Genomic DNA, 22,182 nt, shown 5'->3' with positions numbered 1-22,182 from the left:
ATCAAGGCTTGTAAAGATATTTAATTCTTTGAAACAGCCATATGCAATCACTAATACTCGTTAAAAAACAAATAGCTTAGATGATTTATCTTGCTGTAAGAACAAATAAAATTAGAAAATATTTAGTGATACAGTTATAAATAAAACTAATAGATACAAATAATTAGTATTGTAATTAGTGTTGTATTTTTGTTTTATTATTATTTGAAGACTAATAAATAGATTTCCATTTAATGTAAAATGTATATGAAAAAAGGAATTTTACTAGTTAATCTAGGTTCGCCAGATAGCCCAAACCCAAAGGATGTAAAAAAATATTTGGGTGAATTTTTAATGGACGAGCGTGTTATCGATGTACCTCTTTGGGCAAGAACCCTTTTAGTTAAGGGTATAATTTTAAATACAAGACCAAAAGCATCGGCAGAAGCTTACAAAAAGATTTGGTGGGAAGAGGGTTCTCCATTAATTGTTTTATCGGAAAGGCTACAAGAGAAAGTTCAAAAAAAAGTAGATTATCCTGTTGCTTTGGCTATGCGTTATGGAAGTATGACACTCAAAAATGGACTGCAAGAGTTAGTCGATAAAGGTTGTACAGAAATAAAAACCATTCCATTATATCCACAATTTGCTATGGCAACGACTGAAACTATCGATGTTAAGATAGATGAACTAGTTGCAGAATATTTTCCTGAAGTAAAAATTACACGAACACCGGCATTTTATAATCGCGAAGATTACGTTAATGTGCTTTCAAAAAGTATTGGTGAAGTTTTAACCGGATTAGATTACGAACATATTTTATTCAGTTATCATGGTGTTCCAGAGCGTCATATTCGCAAAAGTGATATTACAAATGGAAATTGTAAGATGAACGGTAAATGCTGTTTTAAAATGAGTAGTAAACAGCACGAGTTCTGTTATCGTCACCAATGCGAAATTACCACAGTTAACGTCGCTAAAAAACTTGGCTTAAAAAATGGTACATATTCAACCACCTTTCAATCTAGACTTGGTTTTGATCCTTGGTTAAAACCTTATACAGATCGCACCATTGAAAGAATGGGTAAAGCTGGTACTAAAAAGATGGCAATTGTCACTCCAGCTTTTGTAAGTGATTGTTTAGAAACATTAGAAGAAATTGCTATGGAAGGCGAAGAAATTTTCCATGAAGTAGGAGGAAAGGAATTCACAGTAATTCCTTGTTTAAATGAGCGTGATGATTTTGCTCAGGTATTAACCAATATTATTGAGGAGTGGGCAACGCCTGAAATTTCAACTATTTAATGGCAAATGTATCGTCACAAGATTTAGGGAATCAGCCAATAGGAAAATTACTTATAAGACAAGCAGTACCTGCGTCTATTGGTATTTTGGTGATGTCTCTAAACATACTTGTAGATACTATTTTTGTAGGCAACTGGATTGGTTCTACAGCTATTGCCGCTATTAATGTGGTATTACCTGTTTCGTTTTTTATTGCTGCTTTAGGTATGGCAATTGGTGTTGGTGGATCTTCAATTATCTCTAGAGCACTTGGTGCAGATAATAAAGCTAAAGCCCTTAAAACTTTTGGAAATCAGATTACATTAACCCTATTATTTACGGTTACTTTTGCCGTATTTGGTTTGTTGTTTGTAGACACCTTAATACCTGCTTTTGGTGGAAAAGGTAATATTTTTGAACCTGCAAAAGTGTATTATGAAATTATTCTTTATGGAGTTCCAGTTTTGGGCTTTGTAATGATGGGTAATAATGTCATTAGAGCAGAAGGTAAGCCAAAATTTGCTATGTATGCAATGTTAATACCATCTATTGGCAATTTACTTTTCGACTATATTTTTATCAATGTTTTAGATTACGGAATGGAAGGTGCTGCTTGGGCAACAACAGGTTCTTATATAGTGTCTTTTATATTTATTTTTTGGTTCTTTATGTCGAATAATTCCGAATTAAAAATCAACTTCTCTCAATTTAGATTAGATAAAACAATTGTATCTGAAATAGGTTCTTTAGGTTTTGTGACCTTAGCGAGACAGGCTGTTGTAAGTGTTACTTTTTTATTAGTTAATAATGCGCTTTTCAATTTCGGAGGCGAAACATCGGTAACTGCTTATGCAATTGTTGGTAGAATGATGATGTTTGTCTTATTTCCAGTTTTTGGTATTACGCAAGGGTTTATACCAATTGCAGGTTATAATTATGGAGCAAAAAAATACGATCGTGTAAAAGAGGTGATTGCTACAGCCATAAAATATGCAACACTTTTAGGTTCAATTGTTTTTATAGGTTTAATGTTTTTTCCAGAGGTGATTACCAAATGGTTTACCACTGATGCTGATGTTATAAATGAAACACCAAATAATATGCGTTGGGCGTTTGCTGCTGTACCAATTTTAGCTTTGCAACTTATAGGTGCAGCATACTTTCAAGCGGTAGGTAAAGCGCTACCAGCCCTTTTATTAACACTTACTAGACAGGCCATATTTTTTATACCATTAATGTACATTCTCCCTATTTTTTATGGTGAATTAGGGATTTGGATTGCATTTCCAGTTTCAGATGTGTTATCGACTATTGTTACAGCATATTTCCTAAGACGAGAGATAAAGTTAAATTTATTATCAAAGGAGATAGAATAATTTTTAATCCGTAATTTTAGGATTCTATAACCAATCATATTACTAATATGCGATTTCCAACCATTATTGCAGTAATTCTGCTATCATTTTTAAGTTTAAATCTTCAATCTCAAAATTTTCAAGAATCAGATTATGATGCTTTAGAGTATCGTCTCATTGGGCCCTTTAGAGGAGGACGAAGTGCAGCTGTTACAGGAGTGCCAAATCAACCCAATCTCTATTATTTTGGATCAACAGGTGGTGGTATTTGGAAAACAACCAATGGAGGACGTCAATGGGAAAATATTTCTGATGGCTTTTTCGGTGGAAGTATAGGCGCAATTACAGTTTCTAAAAGTGATCCTAATGTTATATATGTTGGTGGTGGCGAAAAAACCGTAAGAGGAAATGTGTCGTCTGGTTATGGTATCTGGAAAAGTGTAGATGCAGGTAAAACTTGGAAATCTTCAGGATTAAAAAACTCTAGACATGTGCCACGTATTGCAGTAGATCCAACGAATCATAACATAGTTTATGCTGGTGTTATGGGAAATCTGTATAAACCAACACAAGAGCGTGGAGTTTATAAAAGTATTGATGGAGGAAAAACATGGAAGAAAACCTTATTTTCAAATGCGCATGCAGGTGTTGTAGATTTAATAATGGATCCTACAAATCCAAGAGTTTTATATGCTTCAACATGGAGAATTAACAGAACTCCATACAGTTTAAATTCTGGTGGTGAAGGTTCTGCGCTATGGAAAAGTACAGATAGTGGCGAAACTTGGACAGAGATTTCTACGAACAAAGGCTTTCCAGATGGTACTTTAGGAATCATTGGAGTTACTGTGTCACCTTTAAATAGTCAACGTATTTGGTCTATAATTGAGAATAAAGATAAAGGTGGCTTATACCGAAGCGATGATGGAGGTGAAACTTGGATACAAGTTAATAGCGAACGTAAATTACGTCAACGTGCTTGGTATTACACACGTGTTTATGCTGACACAGAGGATGTAAATACAGTATATGTTTTAAACGTGCGTTATCATAAAAGTTCTGATGGTGGAAAAACATTTAGTACCTACAATGCTCCTCACGGAGATCACCACGATTTATGGATTGCTCCTGAAGATCCAAAACGCATGATTATTGGTGATGATGGTGGTGCACAAGTAACTTATGATGGAGGTGAAACTTGGAGTACTTATCACAACCAACCAACCTCTCAATTTTATAGAGTTACTACAGATAATGCGTTTCCATATCGTATTTATGCAGCCCAACAAGATAATTCTACAGTTAGAATTCCACACAGAACTGATGGCAGAAGCATTTCTGAAGATGATTGGGAAAGCACTGCAGGTGGTGAATCTGCTCATATAGCAGTAGATCCAGAAGATAATGATATTGTATATGGTGGAAGTTATGATGGTTTTTTAACCAGAGTAAATCATAAAACAGGAACTGTAAGAGCTATCAACGTTTGGCCAGATAATCCAATGGGTCATGGAGCCGAAGGAATGAAATATCGTTTTCAGTGGAATTTTCCTATTATATTTTCAAGACACAACCCAAATCGTTTATATACCTTTTCTCAGCATGTACATGTAACGGAAAATGAAGGACAATCTTGGGATATTATCAGCCCAGATTTAACGCGCAATGATCCTGAAAAGCTAAAATCCTCGGGAGGACCAATCACCCAAGACAATACATCGGTAGAATATTATTGCACCATTTTTGCAGCAAATGAATCTCCATTAAAGGAAGGTTTACTTTGGGTTGGTAGTGATGATGGCTTAATCAATGTCACACAAGATGGAGGCAAAACCTGGACAGATGTTACACCTAAAGGAATGCCAGAATGGATGATGATTAATAGTATTGAGCCAAGTGCTTTTGATGAAGGTACTTGTTATGTAACTGGTACTAAATACAAATCAGGTGACTTTGCTCCATACTTGTATAAAACAACTAATTACGGAAAGAGCTGGACAAAAATCACAAATGGGATCAATCCAGAGCATTTTACTAGAGTACTTAGAGAAGACCCAAAACGAAAAGGCTTACTGTATGCTGGTACAGAAACAGGTATGTATATTTCGTTTAATGATGGTAAAGATTGGAAACCATTTCAGTTAAACTTGCCTATAGTGCCAATCACAGATTTAACGATTAAAGACAATAATTTGATTGTGGCAACACAGGGTAGAAGTCTTTGGATAATTGACGATTTAACGGTAATCCACCAGTTGTTCGATGCAGATTTAAACAAGAATTTATTGTTTAAACCCAAAGATACTTATAGAATGCGAGGAGGTGGTCGGGCAGGAAGCAAAACAACTGGTACTAATCATCCAAGTGGTGTTATAACTTATTTTAATTTGAAGGATTTTAAGGAGGATGATAAAATATCTTTAACCTATTTTGATACTAAAGGAGACACAATTAAAACCTATTCTACAAAAGATAAGAAGAATAAATTGACTGCTAAGAAAGGTGCAAATCAATTTGTGTGGAATATGACTTACGATGGAGCTGAGCGTTTACCAGGTATGATTTTATGGTGGGCAAGCTTACAAGGTCCTAGAGCAATTCCTGGAGATTATAAGGTAAGCCTAAACGTAAATGGACAAGAGCAATCGCAATCATTTACGATTGTTGCGGACCCGAGAGCAGAAAGTACTTTAGATGATATGAAAAAGCAGTTTGCTTTTATAAAAGACGTCAATAAAACGATGGATGATGCTCATAAATCTATCAAGAAAATAAGAGCAGTTAATAAACAACTTGGAGCGTTTCAAAAACAATATAAAGGTGATGATAATGTAAAGGAATTATTAGAGAAAGCTAAGGCTTTAGAAGAACAACTGTCTAATATTGAAAAAGAGTTATATCAAACCAAAAATAGAAGTGGACAAGACCCATTAAACTTCCCGATTAAGTTAACCAACAAATTAGGACACTTAAACTCGTTAGTAGGTATGGGTGATTTTGCACCAACCGAACAAGACATTGCAGTAAAGAATGAATTAACAACAAAGATTGAAAAACAACTTACTGCGTTTAATACCATTTTAAATGATGAGGTAAAAGCATTTAATGCTGCGTTTAATGCAAAACAGTTGAATTATTTATTTGTTGAGGATTAATGGAATACTACAATTACATAAAATCCCTACACCTAATCTTTGTAATTACATGGTTTGCTGGTCTGTTTTACATTCCGCGTTTGTTTGTATACCAAATAGAAGCCTTTCACAAGCCTTCACCTGAAAAGGAAATTTTAGGAAAACAACTAAAATTAATGTCGAAACGTTTATGGTTTATCATTACTTGGCCATCTGCAATTTTGGCGACTTTATTTGCTGTTTGGTTGATTGTGTTAATGCCAAGTTGGTTAGACCAAGGTTGGATGCATGTAAAACTCACTTTTGTATTATTATTATTTATTTACCATTATAAAACGCATATTTATTTTAAGCAATTGCAAAAAGATGAGGTTAAAGTAACCTCTAACTTTATGCGTATTTGGAACGAAGGAGCAACATTTATTTTATTTGCTGTTGTTTTTCTGGTGATTTTAAAAAATTCTATCAATTGGATTTTTGGAGTTCTAGGAATTGTAGTTTTAGGAATATTACTTATGTTAGGTTTTAAACTCTATAAAAATATTCGTTCTAAAAATCCCAATGCCTAGTTGGCTTGATTATTGCTATATTTAGTCCATTGTAATCACTGATGAAAATTAAACGACTGTCCTTAAGAGCAAGAATATTTGTAGCCATGATACTGTTGGTGTTATTGGCTTCAGTTTTAATTGCAGTAGTTACAATCTATCAGTACAATGAAGAGGCTAAAGATTATCACAAAGAGCGACTAGAAAGAAAAGAAAGAGCAATAAGACGCAGCATAGAATTTGCGCTTAGAGAAACAACCTATCCTGTTACTTCAGAGAATATTCCACTGATATTTAAAGATGTTATTTTTGATATTGATGCCGTTCATAGTCAAAAAATTATGATCTACGATTTAGAAGGGCAATTGTTAAAAAGCTCTAAACGTGCCATCTATAGAGACACTACGGAAATATGCTTAGATGCAGAAATTCTAAATCAGTTGTCGAATACTTTAGACCATCGTTATGTTGTAAAAAATGAAGAAAATGGGCAAATATTTCAATCATCTTACACATATATAACTGATAGAAAATTTAAGAATCTAGCGATTTTAAATTTACCCTATTTAGAAGATGATGATTTTTTAAATAAGGAATTAGATGAATTTATGGGAAGGCTAAGTTTTGCTTATCTAGCAATGATTTTAGCTGCAATAGTATTTGCGTATTTCATTTCTAAATACATTACAAAATCATTAAAAACCATTAGTGATAAAATGAATGAGATTAGACTTGAAAAACGCAATAAAAAAATTGTAATAGAATCTTCAAGCGACGAAATTGAAACACTTGTTAAATCGTATAATAGTATGATTGACGAATTAGAGGATAGTGCTGTGAAATTAGCAACAAGTGAGCGTGAACAAGCTTGGAGAGAAATGGCAAAACAAGTGGCACACGAGATAAAAAACCCACTAACACCAATGCGTTTAAGTGTTCAAAGTTTTCAGCGTAAGTTCAATCCCGAAGATGAAAACATTCACCAAAAAGTTGAAGAATATAGCAATACGTTAATTCAACAAATTGATACCATGAGTTCTATAGCTTCGGCATTTTCTAATTTTGCTAAAATGCCAGCTCAAAAGAAAGAGGTGTTAAATGTTGTACTTATTGTAAAGTTAGCCTTAGATATTTTTAACGAACATTACATTACATTTTATCCAGAAGAAGAGGAAATTATTGCAAAATTTGATAGAACACAACTCATAAGAGTAGTTACCAACTTAGTGAAAAACGGCATTCAAGCCATACCAGAAGGAACAGAACACCCAAAAATAGAAGTGAGAGTATTTAGCAAAGAAAATAAGGTGTATATTACTATTGAAGATAATGGCTCTGGTATTCCTGAGGAAAATAAAGCTAAAGTATTTGAACCTAAATTTACAACCAAAACAAGTGGAATGGGACTAGGCTTAGCTATGGTAAAAAACATTGTAGAAACTTATAATGGAAATATTAACTTTGTATCTCAACAAGGAAAAGGAACTACGTTTACAGTTATTTTTCCGAAGGAATAGAATTTCTGCGAAGGCAGGAATCTCGTAGCAAACTAGCAAAAGATTTTGTGATTGCTCGAATATTTGCAAGGAAATTTTAAGAACATAAAAATGAGATTCTCACGAAAGTGGGAATAAAATTAATTTTCAATGAACTACGAAAACATATTATCAGATTACAACAACGGGATAACAACTATCACCATCAACAGACCCAATAAGTTAAATGCTTTAAACAAAGATACTATACAAGAATTACACGAGGCATTTGATGAGGCCAATAATGATAGCGACACAAAAGTTATTATTATTACAGGAAGTGGTGAAAAAGCCTTTGTAGCTGGTGCAGATATTAGTGAGTTTGCAGATTTTGATGTAAAAGAAGGCGCAAAATTAGCTGCTCAAGGTCAAGATTTACTATTCAATTTTGTTGAACAACTTAGTACTCCTGTTATTGCAGCGGTCAATGGTTTTGCTCTTGGTGGAGGTTTAGAATTAGCGATGGCTTGTCATTTTAGAGTTGCAAGTAGTAATGCTAAAATGGGCTTACCAGAAACATCACTTGGTGTTATTCCTGGTTATGGTGGTACACAACGTTTACCGCAATTAGTTGGTAAAGGCAGAGCTATGGAAATGGTTATGACAGCTGGTATGATTGATGCTAACCAAGCCTTAAGTTACGGTTTAGTAAACCATATGGTAGAACAAGATGAATTGCTACCACTTTGCGAAAAAATTGCCAGTAAAATTATGAGAAACTCTTCCATAGCAATAGGTAAAGCTATAAAGGCTATTAATGCTAATTACGAAGATGGAAAAGATGGCTACAAAGTAGAAATTAAACAATTTGGAAAATGTTTTGGCACTGAAGATTTTGTTGAAGGTACTACAGCATTTTTAGAAAAGCGTAAGGCTAATTTTCCTGGAAAGTGATTGGTTTAAGTGATCCAATATTTACAATGAAAATCTTAAGAGGTTTTTTTCTAATGGTTTTAATCTCATTGTGTTTTGGGTGTGCATCGTTCTCTAAAAAAGGATTTAGGAAAGAATTAAAACCTTTAACCAACAAGAACTTGAATAATTTAAATGGGAATTATTCATTTTATCCAAAACAAAGGTTTGGTGATCGATATGTGGATAATAATGCAGATTCATTGAGGTATACTAACTCTTATCATAGAATTATTAATGAAAATAGGAGTGTTAGAAGAAAATTTGATTCAATAAAAAATGATAATTCGAGTTATTCAGTTAATTTAAAATTGATTGAAAATAAAAAACTACACATATCACTCCTAGAAAACGGAATTAAAATAAGTGATACAATGTTTGAAGGTACATTAAGAAATAAAATGTTTTACATCGATAATAATTTTCTCAAATGTACAGGAATCCCATATCTGGTAGGTGACTGTAATAATAGCAAAAGACGTATAGGGCTTTCAAGCGAAAACCATTTAATTATAAATGAAGCAATAAACAACGAAGGTGCATTTTTATTATTAATTGGTGGTGGACATAGGTATAATTCTTCTTATGAATTTGAGAGATTATAATTAAAAAATAAAAAGAATTCTTACAAAATTTGTGAATAAGCAACAAGGTTAAAACTACAACCTGTAGCTACAATCAATAACATTTCATAATAATTTTATGGAATGAATTCCAAATCTAAAATCAAGGGTCGTGGTGCCCAACAAAATGTGCACAATCGTTTTTTTGAATTGTCTTACGAAATGCGAGACGATTTCTTAGAATTCTGCCATAAAGAAGGCGAAGTGGCCGACAAAAACAAAACGCAATACTTCAATGTATTTCCTAAAACAATAGTTAATAAAGTCACTAGTCCAGATGTTGGTATGGCATATTCCATGAATATGTATCAAGGTTGCGAACATGGTTGTATTTACTGTTATGCACGTAATAGTCATGAGTTTTGGGGCTATAGTGCTGGTTTAGATTTTGAGCGTAAAATTTTGGTTAAAAAATCAGCGCCAGAACTTTTAGAAACCTTATTAAAAAAGAAAAGTTGGAAAGCGCATCCTATAGTAATGTCCGGGAATTCGGATTGTTATCAACCTGCAGAGCAAAAATTTGAGCTCACCAAACAATGTTTAGAAGTGTTTTTAAAATACAAACACCCTGTAGCTATCATTACTAAAAATGCATTAATTCTTAGAGATTTAGACCTTTTAAAAGATTTAGCTAAGGACAATTTAATATCAGTACATGTTTCAATTACATCGCTATCTGAGGATACAAGACGAATATTAGAACCAAGAACAGCAACTATAAAAAGGAGGCTTCAAGTTGTAAAAGAATTAAGTAAAAATGGTATTCCTGTAAATGTGATGCTGGCTCCAATTATTCCTTCTATTAATAGTCACGAAATTTTACCAATGGCAAAAGCTGTTTCAGATGCTGGTGCATTGAGTTTGGCACATACTATTGTTAGATTAAACGGAGCTATCGGTGAAATTTTTTCAGATTGGATAAAAAAAACAATGCCAGATAGAGCAGATAAAGTCTTACGTCAAATAGAGAATTGCCATGGAGGTACGCTTAATGAAAGCAGATATGGAGTAAGGATGCGAGGTGAAGGAAAAATAGCCAAACAGATTAACGATTTGGTACAACTAGCAAGATTAAAATACTTTAAAAATAAAGTAATGCCCAAACTCAATACAGAATTGCATGAGCAAAATAAGGTTGGGCAAATGAAACTATTTTAAACAAAAAAAGTGGGCCTCTAAGCATAGCCCACTTTTTACTAATTAACTAATATATATAAACAACAATCTAAATTGTAAAGTTTTCAATAAACACTCTATCGTTAGTTTTAATAATGGCTGTGTAATCGCCTGTAAGTGTTTTGTCTAATTTGTACACACGGTTTAGGACTTTATTTCCTTTTATAGTCTCCGATTTAATTAATTCGCCTTCAAAATAAAGTTCCACCTTCATTTCATTTGAATCAAAATCTAATTTTGAAATTAAAACTTTAGCGTTTTCATTTCTAACAACAGGCTTATAAATTGTTTTCTTATTAGCTGTTATATATGAAACGGAATTATTTTTTACTTCAATAGTATTGATTTCAATTTCAAAACCTTTAGTAATTTCAACAGTGTACTTTCCATTTTTTAATTGTGAAAAATCAAATAGTTTTGTTAGGTTTCCGTTATAATTAACTTCTCCATTATAAATAACTTCTCCTGAAGCATCTGTTACTAAAATCTGGCTTCCTTTTGTTACGTAGTTAAAAGTTGTAGTTGCTTCTAACACTTCGTTTGCGTAGCTTGTATATGTTCCTAACACTACAGCTAATACTAAAAATTTTTTAAATAATTTTTTCATAATAAATCAATTTGAATGATTTCTGGTACAAAGATATAGCGTATTGCAAGCTGGGAAAACATGGATTTTGGCATATTTGTATACTAAATTAACCGTAATGAGAAATCGATGTTTTTATATAGTTAATATAGTATAGATTAGTGATAATCTGCCATAGGTTTAAGAATTAAGAATAATTACTGGAAGGAAGAGTGCATTATATAAACAAAAAAAGTGGGCTTATAATCTAAGCCCACTTTTTACTAAATAAAAACTAATATATAAACAACAATCTATATTCTAAAGTTTTCGACATATACTCTGCCATTAGTTCTAACAACTGCAGAATAATCTCCTTTTATAGTTTTGTCGAGTTTAAAAACACGGTTTAAAATTTCACTGCCTTTTACATTTTCCGTGTGTATTAATTCATCTCCGTAATAAAGATCTACTTGCATTTTTGGAGAATCGAACCCAAATTTTGTAATTATTAGCAAATCATCTTCTACTCTAAAGACGGGCTTAAAAATTGTTTTCTGTTTATTATTTAAAAAAGTAACAACGTTACCTTTTACTTCAACAGTACTAATATTTATTTCAAAATCTTTATTTACTTCGAGGATATAGATACCATCCTCTAGTTGAGAAAAATTATATAGGCGACTAATATTGCCATCAAAATTAATTTGACCACTAAAGATGATTAATCCTGTTGCATCTGTAACAGTTATAGAGTTCCCTTTTTTTACATTATTAAAAGTAGGTACAACTTCTAATGTTTCATTTGCATAGCTTGTGCACGTTCCTAACATCACAGCTAATACTAAAATGTTTTTAAATAATGTTTTCATAATGTTTCATTTTTTTTGGGTTACACTAAAAATTAAAATCTGCCATCTATTTTTTAAGTTTTATATGAACGAATGGCTTTTTTAAAATAATTAGTTTAAATGATTTAACACTACAAATGTATTATGACATTGTTTTATAGAAAACATCGATTTTGGTATATTTGTATAGATAATTAACCCAATTAAGAATCAATTTAGCATATAATGATAAAATAGTATACATTTTTGATAATTGTACATAGGTTTATTCTCTAAATAAACGTAACTTTACAGTGATATATCTACTATGAAATCAAGAAAACCTACATTAGAAAAAATTAGCCCCGAATTTGGTAGTTCACTTAAAGTTAGAAGGCATCAGATGGATGTTTATAAGGGTGAAACCAAACCATTTTGGCACTTTCATCCAGAGATAGAATTAGTATATGTTAATAAAGGAAGAGGAAAACGCCATATAGGTAATCATTTATCTTATTTTAATAATAGCCAGCTATTATTAATTGGTCCTAATTTACCTCACAATGGTTTTACAGATCGATTAACTATTAATGGTTCTGAAACATTAGTGCAGTTTAGGCAAGATTTTTTAGGTGATCATTTTTTTGATATTCCAGAAATGGAAAAGATCAATCTTTTATTTGAACGTTCTAAAAAAGGGATTCTTTTTGGTGTAAAAACAAAACAGAAGCTTGGGAGTAAAATTGAAAAGCTCAATGAAAAAGAAGGCTTTAAAAAGATATTAATTTTATTAGAAGTGTTACATAGTTTAGCAAAAGCAGAGGATTACACACTTTTAAATGCAGATGGTTTTGCTTTTGAAACTGAACCACAAGACAGTGCTAAAATTGACATTGTTTTTAAGCATGTTAACGAAAATTTTAAAGAGCATATAAGTTTAGATGAAATAGCAAACAAGGTAAGTATGACGGTTCCGGCGTTTTGTCGTTACTTTAAGAAGGTAACAGGTAAAACATTTACAAAGCTTGTTAATGAGTATCGTATTGTACATGCAACCAAATTACTTTCAGAAAGCCACATGAGTATTGCAGATGTTAGTTTTGAATGTGGTTTTAATAATTTTTCGCATTTCAACAAACTGTTTAAAGAATTCACAGGTAAAAGCGCTTCTAAATATAGAGGTGAGTTAATGAAAATGGTACAATAATTAATTTTGGTACATATGGAAGATAAAATTGAAATAACAATTGCGTATTACACCCAAAAAGGTAAAAATATAATAGATACTGTAAATACTAAGAACAATTTAACTCCCGATGAAATTATTCATTATGGAGAAGAAATGGCTGCAATAGAGTATAAATTAACAGCTCTAGAAATAGCGAAAGAAAATTAGTCTATTTCTTACCTTCCCATTCTGCAAAAAATTGCTTTAAAAAACCTTCCATATACTTATGTCTATCTAAGGCAATACGCTTACCAGTTTTAGTGTTCATTTGGTCTTTAAGAAGTAACAATTTTTCATAAAAATGATTAATTGTTGGTGCTTTAGCCGTTTTATACTCGGCTTTTGTCATATTGAGGTTTGGCTCTATTTCAGGATCGTACAAGGTTCTGTTTTTAAAACCACCATAATTAAAACAACGTGCAATACCAATAGCTCCAATAGCATCTAATCGGTCTGCATCTTGTACCACTTCCATTTCCTTGGATGTAAAAGAAGGACTTAGATCAAAGGAATTTTTAAAAGACATGTTTTCAATAATTTGAGTTACATGTTCTATGATTTCGCTATCCACATTCTGCTTTAAAAGAAACGCGCTAGCCTTTCTTGGGCCAACAGATTCGTCTCCATTATAAAATTTTGGGTCTGCAATATCGTGCAACAGTGCTGCTAAAGAAACCACAGTAAGGTCAACAGATTCGTTTTTAGCAATTAGTAAAGTATTCTTATAAACACGCTCTATATGAAACCAATCATGGCCACCTTCGGCATTTTTAAGTTCAGTTTTTACATAGCTGATGGTCGCTTCTATGAGTTGAGATTCTGGGGCTTTCATTTTAAATAGTTATGCAGGATCTACCCATTTAAATTGAAACGAATTTTCAGGAATTTTAATACGTTCAGATAAGCGATACATCCTTGGAGGTAATTTCATTAAATACTCTCTAGCTTTTTCAGCTTCTTCATTTAAACCAGTTATGTTACCAATATCCCAACGCTCAATTAATTTTTGAAGAATATCTACATAGTCGGTAGACGTATAGACACCAATACGTTGTGCCGTATTAGAAAATTCTTCGAAAGCAGTGCCAATTTTATCGCCAGATTCTCTTAAAAAGTGTGCTGGCATAGCGATTTTTCGTTTCATCATATCATGAAAAGCCATCATCATTTGGCTTGGATCTACAGCAAAAATGCGCTCAACAAACTCCGAATAAGCATGATGGTGACGCATCTCATCTCCAGAAATAATTTTACACATTTTAGCCAATCGTTTATTTCCTTTATTCTTAGCAATTTTAGCAACACGATTATGAGAAATATAAGTAGCTAATTCTTGAAAGCTTGTGTAAACAAAGTTTTTATATGGATCTCTATCTGTACCAATATCATGTCCATCTGCAATAAGATATTGAGTGGTTTTTTCAATTTCTTTCATGTTAACACGTCCAGAGAGGTATAAGTACTTATTGAGTACATCTCCATGTCGGTTTTCTTCACCAGTCCAATGTCTTACCCATTTAGACCAACCATTTGGTTCTACTTGGTCAACACCTTCTACATCCATAAGCCAAGATTCGTAACTAGGCAGAGCTTCTTCTGTAATCATATCACCAACCAAAACCACCCAAAAATCGTAATCTAATTCTTTAGAGAGCTCTCTAATTTCACGTACATCTTCAAAAAAAGACTCTTTTGTAGAATCTGGTAAGAAATCGGTAGGTTGCCAAATGGTATCAATAGGAATTAGGTATTTTTCTATAAGAGATTCTACATCCTTTTCAAGATGTTTCATCACTTCTAATCTTACATTTTTCAATGACATGCTGATGGTGTTATAATGGTTAAACCTGAATAGCTTCTACTATTGTATTTTCAACCTGTTGAAGTAATTCAGTTTTATCAGTAAAGTTAGCTAATTCTAAAGGTTTATGTACTGTAAATTTAATATGATTTCCTATTCCCATAGGAAATTTGCCATAGCGTAGCGTTTTCCAAGAATTATTTACTGTTATCGGTACTATTAATGCTGAAGGAATTTTTTTCATTAATACCTGAAGTCCTTTAGTTTTAAAAGGTCTAGGTTTACCATCTTTACTTCGTGTACCCTCTGGGAAAATAACTGCAGCCCTATTTGTTGATTCAATGTATTCACCAAACTCCATCATAGCAGGTAAGGCTTGTCTCGGATTTTTTCTATCTATTAAAACAGAGCCTCCATGACGTAAGTTATAAGACACACTAGGGAAACCTTTCCCTAATTCTTTTTTTGCAACAAACTTAACATGATGTTTACGCATGTACCACATAATTGGTGAGATGTCGTACATACTTTGGTGATTTGATACTATAATTAATGGCTTATTAGTAGGTATGTTATGCGTATTGTTAAACGAAATACGCGTACCTAAAATATTAAGGCATTTCATTAAACAAAACTGCAAAGCATCTACACTTATCTTATGCGCTTTGTATCCAAACACATTAAAGCAAAACCATTGTATAGGATGAAATATTACCAATGTTAGGCCAAAGCAAATGAAATAGAGGACTGTAAGAGGATAAGCTAATAGTTTTCTCATTTTGTAAAAATATGAAAAGTGAAAACATAAAAAAACTGTCACTTTGAGCGTAGTCGAAATGTCTTAAAAATGTTTCTCGACTTTGCTCAAAATGACAGTGAGGTTTAATTAAAGTAGATTATTTTAACCTAAATTTTTTAGCAATGTTCATTATAAGCGTCCATAAGGTTTTCTGAAATTAATTCAGCCGGACGACCTTCAATATGGTGACGCTCTAACATGTGTACTAATTCTCCATCCTTAAATAAAGCCATACATGGCGAACTTGGAGGAAAAGGAATCATATATTCTCTTGCTTTATCTGTAGCTTCTCTATCTACACCTGCAAAAACAGTCACTAAATTTGTTGGACGTTTTGCATTTTGTAAACTCATACGAGCTCCAGGTCTAGCGTTTGCTGCTGCACAACCACATACTGAATTTACAACTACTAAAGTCGTTCCTTCTTTTGCTATAGCATTATCTACAGCATCTGCTGTATGTAATTCTTCAAAACCTACGTTGGTTAAATCCTCACGCATTGGTTTTACTAATTCTGCTGGATACATATTTTTTCTTTTTAATTAATCTTTATTGCTCCGATAGTTATCGAAATGCAAAGATAAGGGAAAAAAGTAAGCCATTATTGGTATTTAGTAAGCAGTTTGAATTGTACTATCTCTATTTTCTATAGTTTGAATTGAAACAAATCATAGATTTTATCTACTAACAAATAGTATATTTGAATTTCAATACATAATTAAGAGAATACATGAGTTTTGCAAAATGGGTAGGAGGTGCAATTGGATGGTCTTTTGGAGGCCCAATAGGTGCCATAATTGGATTAGCAATTGGGAGTTTTGTTGATAATTTATCTGGTAACGGAACACCTTTGCTAGGTGAACGCCAAACAGGAAGACAACGACGAGATCCATATCGTCAAAGACCAAGACAAACAAGACAACGACCACAAACACAATCTGGAGATTTTGAAGTGAGTTTACTCATTTTAGCATCTATAATTATAAAAGCAGATGGCAAACAAGATCAGCGCGAATTAGATTTTGTACGTCAGCAGTTTACAAATATGTATGGCAAACAAAGGGCTAATAATGCTTTTGAACTGTTTAAACGCGTTAGTAAACAAAACGTTTCAATGCGACAAGTCTGTTTGCAGATTAAGCAGATGATGGATCATGCCTCACGCTTACAATTACTTCACTTTTTATTTGGTATAGCAAAGTCAGATGGCCATGTGGCAGAATCAGAATTACGTCAAATATATACCATGTCTGGGTATTTAGGCATTAGTAATAAAGATTATGAAAGTATTAAGGCAATGTTTTACGACAGTACTAATAATGCCTATAAAGTTTTAGAAATTAACAAGTCTGTTTCAGATGATGCCGTAAAAAAGGCCTACAGAAAAATGGCTAAAAAATACCATCCAGATCGTGTTGGGCATTTGGGTAAAGAGCATCAAGAAGGTGCAGAAGAAAAGTTTAGACAAGTACAAGCTGCGTATGAACTTATTCAGAAGGAGCGTGGGTTTAAGTAGAAAACTAAAATTATTTTTAAAATTTAGGTGACCTTTTTGTAAAACAACCATTAATAAGTAAACCACTCTTATGAGCGACGACAAAATAATGGGACTTTTTAAAAATGGTCAACGTGATAAAGCGTTTAGAGAGTTGTATAAACTCTATCCACGCATAGAAAAACTTATTCTTTCTAAAGGAGGCACAAAAGCAGACGCCAATGATGTGTTTCAAGAAGCACTAATTATCCTTATTAGAAATCTCGAAAAAATAGATTTTAAATTAACGGCTTCATTTTATACCTATCTCTATTCGGTATCTAGATTTGTATGGAAGGACACTCAAAAACAATTTTCAAAGCAAGAATTACAAAACTTACAAAGTGAAGACGTTTCCATACTTGATGCTATTTTAGAAGAAAAGAAATACAAATTAGCAGAACATGCGTTTCGCAAATTAGGAGAACGATGTCAACAACTACTACAACGATTTTACCTTAAGAAAATGACCTTTAAGGTCATTGCTGAGGAGATGCAATTTAAAAGCGAAAAAGTTGCAAAAAATCAGAAGTATAAATGCTTACAAAAAGCAAAGGACATCTACAGAAATCAATTAACAACGGTTCAATCTTAATTTAGGAAATCATGGAAAATTATATAGATTTAATAAACGCGTATTTAAATAAAACACTTTCGCAAGCTGAAGTATTAGAGTTTGAGAAGAGACTTCAAATTGATTCTGAATTCACATCTATTTACAAAGAACATATCGTTTTTTTAAACGGAATTGAACGTGTCAACATAATTGAAGAAATTAGCAAGGCTAAACAAAACTATATTAGAGCTAAATGGCTGAAATATTTTGGAATCACAATAGGAATCCTATTAATTTCAATTTTGGCATATAGCATAATTACAAAATCTAAAAATGTAGAAAATTCAATTCTTCCTGCCAATAATATTATTGAGTTTGTTTCTGATTCAATTGAAACAGAAAGTGAGGATAAAGTGAAAATTCCTATAGATACAATTTCAATAGAAAATGTAATATCTAAACCCAAAGTAAATATTGTATCAAAAAAAGAAGTGGTGGATACAATTTTAATAAAAGATGATTTTGAGTCTGTTAATTCTACAGAAATGGATATAATTTCTTTTCTAAAATCAGTTGAGCAAGCACCTCAAAGTATTTCAATAAACAGCGAAGAAAATTTTGAAATGACCCTAAAAGAAGGTACAAAAATTTCTATTCCTAAGGATGCTTTTATTGATGTAAAAACAGGGAAATCAGTCTCTGGAGAAATAGATTTAAAGATTAAAGAATACTATAAACTATCAGATATATTGTTGGCAAATTTAAGTACAAAATCTGATGATAGATTACTAGAAACTGGAGGAATGCTTTATATAGAAGCTAATAAAAATGGTTCAAAATTAAAGTTGAAACCAGAAAAGGAGTTACGTATCGTTTTCAACAATAGAGGAAAGGAAAATATGCAACTTTTTGAAGGCGAAAAAATAGACGATAATATTAATTGGGTCTTAAGTAATGAAGTAGAAACTAATGTGACAGATGAATTAATAGGGGAGTTTGAAGAAGTTAATCCTGTTGCAGTATCATTAACAGAAGTTCCATTTCAGATTAAAGATATACCGACATATAAAGGATGTGAAGAAAAAACCAACGATTGTACACTCAATAAAATTAGAGAACATGTGTCTAGAAAATTTGATACAGATATCATTGAAGAATTAAATATCTCAGGTCGAAAACGTATAAGTACAATTATTAAGTTTGATGAAAAAGGTAATGTATTTGAAGTAGTGACTTCAAATCTAGAGCCATTACTAGAAGAAGAAGTCAATAGAGTTTTAATGGATTTGCCTCAAATGATACCTGCAAAAAAGAATGGTAAAGCTATTGCTTCACAACTTTTATTACCAATAACTTTAAGTGACGGAATTGATGAGTTAATTGGTGTTAAATCTGATAGTGCAACAATAGTTTTGAATTCAAAATTAGGAGCCGTTGACAATGGTTACACGCTTAATTCACCAAAATTAGGCTGGATAAATTGCGACCGTTTTGTGAGGAGCAAAAAGAGAAAAATTAAGTACAAACTAAAGATTAAAGATGCTGAAGGCGCAAATGTGAAAATGATCTTTAAGTCAATTAGTTCTGTTCTGCCTAGTAAAAGAATTAATGAAGACTATAGTTTTGGTGAAATTCCTTTAGATGAAGATGTTATTCTATTGGCAATTAAAAAGAAAGGTGAAAAACTTTTTATAGGAATGAAGGATGTAACAACTAAACAAATATCTGGAATAGATTTAGATTTTAAAGAAGTTACAGCAGAAGAACTAAAGAATGAATTGATAAAACTAAACAAAGCGTTTGAATAAGATTCTTCACTTCGTTCTGAATGACATCAGCTTCATGTTTTGTCATTCAGAACGAGGAACGAGTGAAGATTCTATCATCATATTCATCAATCAAAAAATACGCTTACCCTCTAAATAAAAAGAAATCATCTTTCATATCCTCAATCTGCCCATCTTCGTTGGTGATGATATAATCAATAGCTTTTGACGTAAATTCATCACCTTTTTCTGTGAGTGACACAATGTTGTTGTCAATATAAATCATATTGTTCTTCTGTGCTAAATCGAGAACTGTTTTTGCACGTACTTTTTGCCAATTAATGTGCTCTCTAAGGTGATTGACGTGGCGTTCTTCAACTTCATCATGATTTTTTAAGTGTAATAAAAAGGTCAATAAAGACACTTCTATACGTTGTTGACGTTCTCTATACATCACAGCGATAATGCCCTTTGTTGGCGCAAATAAATAGACCAATAAAAACACAAGACCAAGTACAGTTGTAATTGAACCAGCTATTGATGCATCTAGCAAATGTGCAACCCAATACCCAGAAATGGCGCTAAAAATTCCGAAACCGATAGCAAACCCAAGCATTTTCTTTAAATCTGTAGTTAAGAGATAAGCTGCTGCTGCTGGTGCAATCATTAGCGCTACAACAAGAATAGCTCCTACAGCATCAAAAGCTCCCACAGTTGTAACCGAAGACACAGACATTAAGCCATAATGAATAATGGCTGGTGAAAACCCTAAGGAAGCCGCAAGCCCTTTATCGAACGTACTGACTTTTAATTCTTTAAAAAACGCGATTAATAAGGTTATTGTAATGAGTAAAATAGTACCAACAATCCATAATGATTTTGGACCAACATCAGTTCCGCCAATCAGTAATCTATCAAAAGGAGCAAAAGCGAGTTCACCAAGTAAAACCGCATCGACATCTAAGTGTATATCATTGGCATTTTTAGCAATCATAATTACACCAATACTAAATAGCGCAGGAAACACCAAGCCAATTGCAGTATCTTCTTTAACCAACCCTGTTTTTTGAATATATTCAACTAAAACCACAGTGATGATACCAGTTAAAGCCGCTAAAAGAATTAGTAAAGGTGAATTTAAATCGTGCGTAATAAAAAAACCAACGACAATGCCTGGTAAAATGGAATGACTAATGGCATCGCTAATCATAGCCATTTTCCGTAGTACTAAAAATGTACCAGGAATAGCACAAGCAACGGCTACCAAACTAGCAATAAGTTGTATTTCAAATTGTGCATTACTCATCTTCAGTACTTTGTTTTGTATATAAATTTGCAGCCGTATCGAAACCAACTTTAGTTAAACTCCACATATTACCTTGAAGTTTTACATAATCTTTCTCCACTAATTTTTGAAGTGTAGATTTTGTGTAGCCTTGAAAATTATTGAGAAGTTTTATAGCATGAGGATGCGAAATATCTTCATGAGTTTCTGCAATATGATGCATAAACGCTAATGTTTTATGTAATTGTAGATCGCGTCGGTTTTTGATAAAACGAATTTGTTTAAATAACAATCCTCGACTTGGTGAAAATATAAATGAAAAAACAACGAAGACTCCAGCAACAAGCACAATGACAGGACCTGTAGATAAGTTGTTTTGAGTGGCACTAATAGCAGTACCAAAAACACCAGAAAACGCTCCAAATATCGCAGCCAAAAAGACCATAACAGCCAAACTATTTGTCCATTGTCGTGCGGCTGCAGCAGGTGCTAATAGCATGGCGCTCATAAGTACAACACCAACAGTTTGAAGCCCTAAAACAATAGCCAAAACAATAAAACTTGTGATAAGAATATCAATGGTTTTGGTATTAAATCCAAGGGTTTTAGTGTAGTCAGCATCAAATAAGAGGATTTTAAATTCTTTCCAGAACGTTAACATTACGATGAGACAGATTCCAGTAACTATTGCCATCATCCAAACATCACTTTCTACTAAAGTTGCAGCTTGTCCGAATAAATACTTATCTAATCCAGCTTGATTAGCATTTGGCAGTTTTTGAATAAAGGTTAGTAAAAGCATTCCAAATCCAAAAAACAAGGACAAAATGAGACCAAGTGCTGTGTCTGATTTTAAATGCGTTTTTGTAATGATTCCTCTTATCCAGAAAGTGCCTATTAAACCACTTACTAATGCACCTAAGAGTAACGTATTACTGTCTTTAGCTCCAGTAATTAAAAAGGCTATAGCAATGCCTGGTAAAGCAGCATGAGAAATAGCATCACCTAGTAAACTTTGTTTTCTAAGTACTGCAAAACTGCCAAGCATACCACAAACGGCACCTAAAATAGCAGTGCCTAAAGTGATAGTTCTTAGTGTGTAGTCTGTGAAGACGAGTTTTATGTATTCTGTTATGTCTATAATACTCTAATTTATGTCATTGCGAAGCTAACTTTTTTGTTAGCTGTAGCAGTCTGTTATATATTATTACGTTCATTTTGTCTTGATACAAAACGAACCAAAAAATCACTATCAAAATTAGGAAATTGCTA

At 32.7% G+C, this 22,182-nt stretch carries 21 protein-coding genes; 13 read left to right on the top strand and 8 right to left on the bottom strand.

Annotation, left to right across the window (positions count from 1 at the left end):
• Positions 1-246 precede the first annotated feature (246 nt).
• From hemH to H8K90_RS04635, 8 genes are all read left to right on the top strand, one after another.
• On the top strand, positions 247-1,284 hold the full coding sequence (gene hemH / locus H8K90_RS04670; protein WP_186844762.1) for a ferrochelatase: 1,038 nt from the start codon (positions 247-249) through the stop codon (positions 1,282-1,284).
• On the top strand, positions 1,284-2,639 hold the full coding sequence (locus H8K90_RS04665) for an MATE family efflux transporter (RefSeq protein WP_186844761.1): 1,356 nt from the start codon (positions 1,284-1,286) through the stop codon (positions 2,637-2,639). Before hemH ends, H8K90_RS04665 begins: the two co-directional genes overlap by 1 nt.
• 47 nt (positions 2,640-2,686) lie before the next feature.
• Positions 2,687-5,773 carry a WD40/YVTN/BNR-like repeat-containing protein gene (locus tag H8K90_RS04660; protein ID WP_186844760.1) on the top strand — a complete coding sequence of 1,029 codons (3,087 nt, stop codon included), beginning with the start codon at positions 2,687-2,689 and terminating at the stop codon, positions 5,771-5,773.
• On the top strand, positions 5,773-6,321 hold the full coding sequence (locus H8K90_RS04655) for a CopD family protein (RefSeq protein ID WP_186844759.1): 549 nt from the start codon (positions 5,773-5,775) through the stop codon (positions 6,319-6,321). The genes H8K90_RS04660 and H8K90_RS04655 overlap by 1 nt, the downstream gene beginning before the upstream one ends.
• A 41-nt stretch (positions 6,322-6,362) precedes the next feature.
• Positions 6,363-7,817 carry a sensor histidine kinase gene (locus H8K90_RS04650; protein WP_186844758.1) on the top strand — a complete coding sequence of 485 codons (1,455 nt, stop codon included), beginning with the start codon at positions 6,363-6,365 and terminating at the stop codon, positions 7,815-7,817.
• A 129-nt stretch (positions 7,818-7,946) separates the two neighbouring features.
• Positions 7,947-8,729, top strand: a complete 783-nt coding sequence (locus tag H8K90_RS04645; RefSeq protein WP_186844757.1) for an enoyl-CoA hydratase/isomerase family protein — start codon at positions 7,947-7,949, stop codon at positions 8,727-8,729.
• Between the two features lie 26 nt (positions 8,730-8,755).
• Complete coding sequence (locus H8K90_RS04640; protein WP_186844756.1) at positions 8,756-9,352, top strand: hypothetical protein; 597 nt, start codon at positions 8,756-8,758, stop codon at positions 9,350-9,352.
• A 102-nt stretch (positions 9,353-9,454) separates the two neighbouring features.
• Positions 9,455-10,528, top strand: coding sequence for a PA0069 family radical SAM protein (locus tag H8K90_RS04635; RefSeq protein ID WP_186844755.1), 1,074 nt, complete (start codon positions 9,455-9,457; stop codon positions 10,526-10,528).
• Between the two features lie 67 nt (positions 10,529-10,595).
• Here H8K90_RS04635 and H8K90_RS04630 read toward each other — a convergent pair whose 3' ends face one another.
• Both H8K90_RS04630 and H8K90_RS04625 read right to left on the bottom strand, forming a co-directional pair.
• Positions 10,596-11,153, bottom strand: a complete 558-nt coding sequence (locus H8K90_RS04630; RefSeq protein WP_186844754.1) for a hypothetical protein — start codon at positions 11,151-11,153, stop codon at positions 10,596-10,598.
• 272 nt (positions 11,154-11,425) lie between these two features.
• Entirely contained in the window at positions 11,426-11,983 is a 558-nt protein-coding gene (locus H8K90_RS04625) for a hypothetical protein (protein WP_186844753.1), read from the bottom strand.
• Between the two features lie 286 nt (positions 11,984-12,269).
• Between H8K90_RS04625 and H8K90_RS04620 the strand changes: the two genes are divergently transcribed.
• Positions 12,270-13,148: an AraC family transcriptional regulator gene (locus tag H8K90_RS04620; RefSeq protein ID WP_186844752.1), complete on the top strand. Its 879-nt coding sequence runs from the start codon at positions 12,270-12,272 to the stop codon at positions 13,146-13,148.
• A 15-nt stretch (positions 13,149-13,163) separates the two neighbouring features.
• The gene (locus H8K90_RS04615; RefSeq protein ID WP_186844751.1) at positions 13,164-13,337 is read left to right on the top strand and encodes a hypothetical protein; all 174 of its coding nucleotides are present in this window, start codon (positions 13,164-13,166) and stop codon (positions 13,335-13,337) included.
• Between the two features lies 1 nt (position 13,338).
• On the opposite strand, the gene H8K90_RS04610 is transcribed toward H8K90_RS04615, so the two are convergent.
• From H8K90_RS04610 to H8K90_RS04595, 4 genes are all read right to left on the bottom strand, one after another.
• Positions 13,339-14,001, bottom strand: a complete 663-nt coding sequence (locus H8K90_RS04610) for an HD domain-containing protein (protein ID WP_186844750.1) — start codon at positions 13,999-14,001, stop codon at positions 13,339-13,341.
• A gap of 9 nt (positions 14,002-14,010) precedes the next feature.
• Positions 14,011-14,991 carry an acyl-ACP desaturase gene (locus tag H8K90_RS04605; protein ID WP_186844749.1) on the bottom strand — a complete coding sequence of 327 codons (981 nt, stop codon included), beginning with the start codon at positions 14,989-14,991 and terminating at the stop codon, positions 14,011-14,013.
• A gap of 19 nt (positions 14,992-15,010) precedes the next feature.
• The gene (locus H8K90_RS04600) at positions 15,011-15,748 is read right to left on the bottom strand and encodes a lysophospholipid acyltransferase family protein (RefSeq protein WP_186844748.1); all 738 of its coding nucleotides are present in this window, start codon (positions 15,746-15,748) and stop codon (positions 15,011-15,013) included.
• A 137-nt stretch (positions 15,749-15,885) separates the two neighbouring features.
• Positions 15,886-16,296: a BrxA/BrxB family bacilliredoxin gene (locus tag H8K90_RS04595; RefSeq protein WP_186844747.1), complete on the bottom strand. Its 411-nt coding sequence runs from the start codon at positions 16,294-16,296 to the stop codon at positions 15,886-15,888.
• A 203-nt stretch (positions 16,297-16,499) separates the two neighbouring features.
• Here H8K90_RS04595 and H8K90_RS04590 point away from each other — a divergent pair, with 203 nt between their 5' ends.
• The 3 genes from H8K90_RS04590 (at position 16,500) to H8K90_RS04580 (ending at position 19,667) form a co-directional block, all read left to right on the top strand.
• Positions 16,500-17,285: a TerB family tellurite resistance protein gene (locus H8K90_RS04590; protein ID WP_186844746.1), complete on the top strand. Its 786-nt coding sequence runs from the start codon at positions 16,500-16,502 to the stop codon at positions 17,283-17,285.
• A 70-nt stretch (positions 17,286-17,355) separates the two neighbouring features.
• Positions 17,356-17,898 (top strand): RNA polymerase sigma factor, encoded by a 543-nt coding sequence (locus tag H8K90_RS04585; protein WP_186844745.1) that lies wholly within the window; start codon positions 17,356-17,358, stop codon positions 17,896-17,898.
• An 11-nt stretch (positions 17,899-17,909) separates the two neighbouring features.
• On the top strand, positions 17,910-19,667 hold the full coding sequence (locus H8K90_RS04580; protein ID WP_186844744.1) for a hypothetical protein: 1,758 nt from the start codon (positions 17,910-17,912) through the stop codon (positions 19,665-19,667).
• Between the two features lie 103 nt (positions 19,668-19,770).
• On the opposite strand, the gene H8K90_RS04575 is transcribed toward H8K90_RS04580, so the two are convergent.
• Positions 19,771-20,931, bottom strand: coding sequence for a metal ABC transporter permease (locus H8K90_RS04575; RefSeq protein ID WP_186844743.1), 1,161 nt, complete (start codon positions 20,929-20,931; stop codon positions 19,771-19,773).
• Positions 20,924-22,051, bottom strand: a complete 1,128-nt coding sequence (locus H8K90_RS04570; protein WP_186845260.1) for a metal ABC transporter permease — start codon at positions 22,049-22,051, stop codon at positions 20,924-20,926. Before H8K90_RS04570 ends, H8K90_RS04575 begins: the two co-directional genes overlap by 8 nt.
• Positions 22,052-22,182: the final 131 nt, after the last annotated feature.

This window comes from Winogradskyella echinorum (assembly GCF_014297365.1).
GTDB classification, from domain to species: domain Bacteria; phylum Bacteroidota; class Bacteroidia; order Flavobacteriales; family Flavobacteriaceae; genus Winogradskyella; species Winogradskyella echinorum.
Note: the sequence above shows the minus strand (reverse complement) of the source record. Positions and strands in the feature narration are given on the sequence as shown.

Coding starts and splice junctions, on each gene's coding strand:
- hemH (WP_186844762.1), top strand. CDS start 247: ATGAAAAAAGGAATTTTACTAGTTAATCTAGGTTCGCCAGATAGCCCA.
- H8K90_RS04665 (WP_186844761.1), top strand. CDS start 1,284: ATGGCAAATGTATCGTCACAAGATTTAGGGAATCAGCCAATAGGAAAA.
- H8K90_RS04660 (WP_186844760.1), top strand. CDS start 2,687: ATGCGATTTCCAACCATTATTGCAGTAATTCTGCTATCATTTTTAAGT.
- H8K90_RS04655 (WP_186844759.1), top strand. CDS start 5,773: ATGGAATACTACAATTACATAAAATCCCTACACCTAATCTTTGTAATT.
- H8K90_RS04650 (WP_186844758.1), top strand. CDS start 6,363: ATGAAAATTAAACGACTGTCCTTAAGAGCAAGAATATTTGTAGCCATG.
- H8K90_RS04645 (WP_186844757.1), top strand. CDS start 7,947: ATGAACTACGAAAACATATTATCAGATTACAACAACGGGATAACAACT.
- H8K90_RS04640 (WP_186844756.1), top strand. CDS start 8,756: ATGAAAATCTTAAGAGGTTTTTTTCTAATGGTTTTAATCTCATTGTGT.
- H8K90_RS04635 (WP_186844755.1), top strand. CDS start 9,455: ATGAATTCCAAATCTAAAATCAAGGGTCGTGGTGCCCAACAAAATGTG.
- H8K90_RS04630 (WP_186844754.1), bottom strand. CDS start 11,153: ATGAAAAAATTATTTAAAAAATTTTTAGTATTAGCTGTAGTGTTAGGA.
- H8K90_RS04625 (WP_186844753.1), bottom strand. CDS start 11,983: ATGAAAACATTATTTAAAAACATTTTAGTATTAGCTGTGATGTTAGGA.
- H8K90_RS04620 (WP_186844752.1), top strand. CDS start 12,270: ATGAAATCAAGAAAACCTACATTAGAAAAAATTAGCCCCGAATTTGGT.
- H8K90_RS04615 (WP_186844751.1), top strand. CDS start 13,164: ATGGAAGATAAAATTGAAATAACAATTGCGTATTACACCCAAAAAGGT.
- H8K90_RS04610 (WP_186844750.1), bottom strand. CDS start 14,001: ATGAAAGCCCCAGAATCTCAACTCATAGAAGCGACCATCAGCTATGTA.
- H8K90_RS04605 (WP_186844749.1), bottom strand. CDS start 14,991: ATGTCATTGAAAAATGTAAGATTAGAAGTGATGAAACATCTTGAAAAG.
- H8K90_RS04600 (WP_186844748.1), bottom strand. CDS start 15,748: ATGAGAAAACTATTAGCTTATCCTCTTACAGTCCTCTATTTCATTTGC.
- H8K90_RS04595 (WP_186844747.1), bottom strand. CDS start 16,296: ATGTATCCAGCAGAATTAGTAAAACCAATGCGTGAGGATTTAACCAAC.
- H8K90_RS04590 (WP_186844746.1), top strand. CDS start 16,500: ATGAGTTTTGCAAAATGGGTAGGAGGTGCAATTGGATGGTCTTTTGGA.
- H8K90_RS04585 (WP_186844745.1), top strand. CDS start 17,356: ATGAGCGACGACAAAATAATGGGACTTTTTAAAAATGGTCAACGTGAT.
- H8K90_RS04580 (WP_186844744.1), top strand. CDS start 17,910: ATGGAAAATTATATAGATTTAATAAACGCGTATTTAAATAAAACACTT.
- H8K90_RS04575 (WP_186844743.1), bottom strand. CDS start 20,931: ATGAGTAATGCACAATTTGAAATACAACTTATTGCTAGTTTGGTAGCC.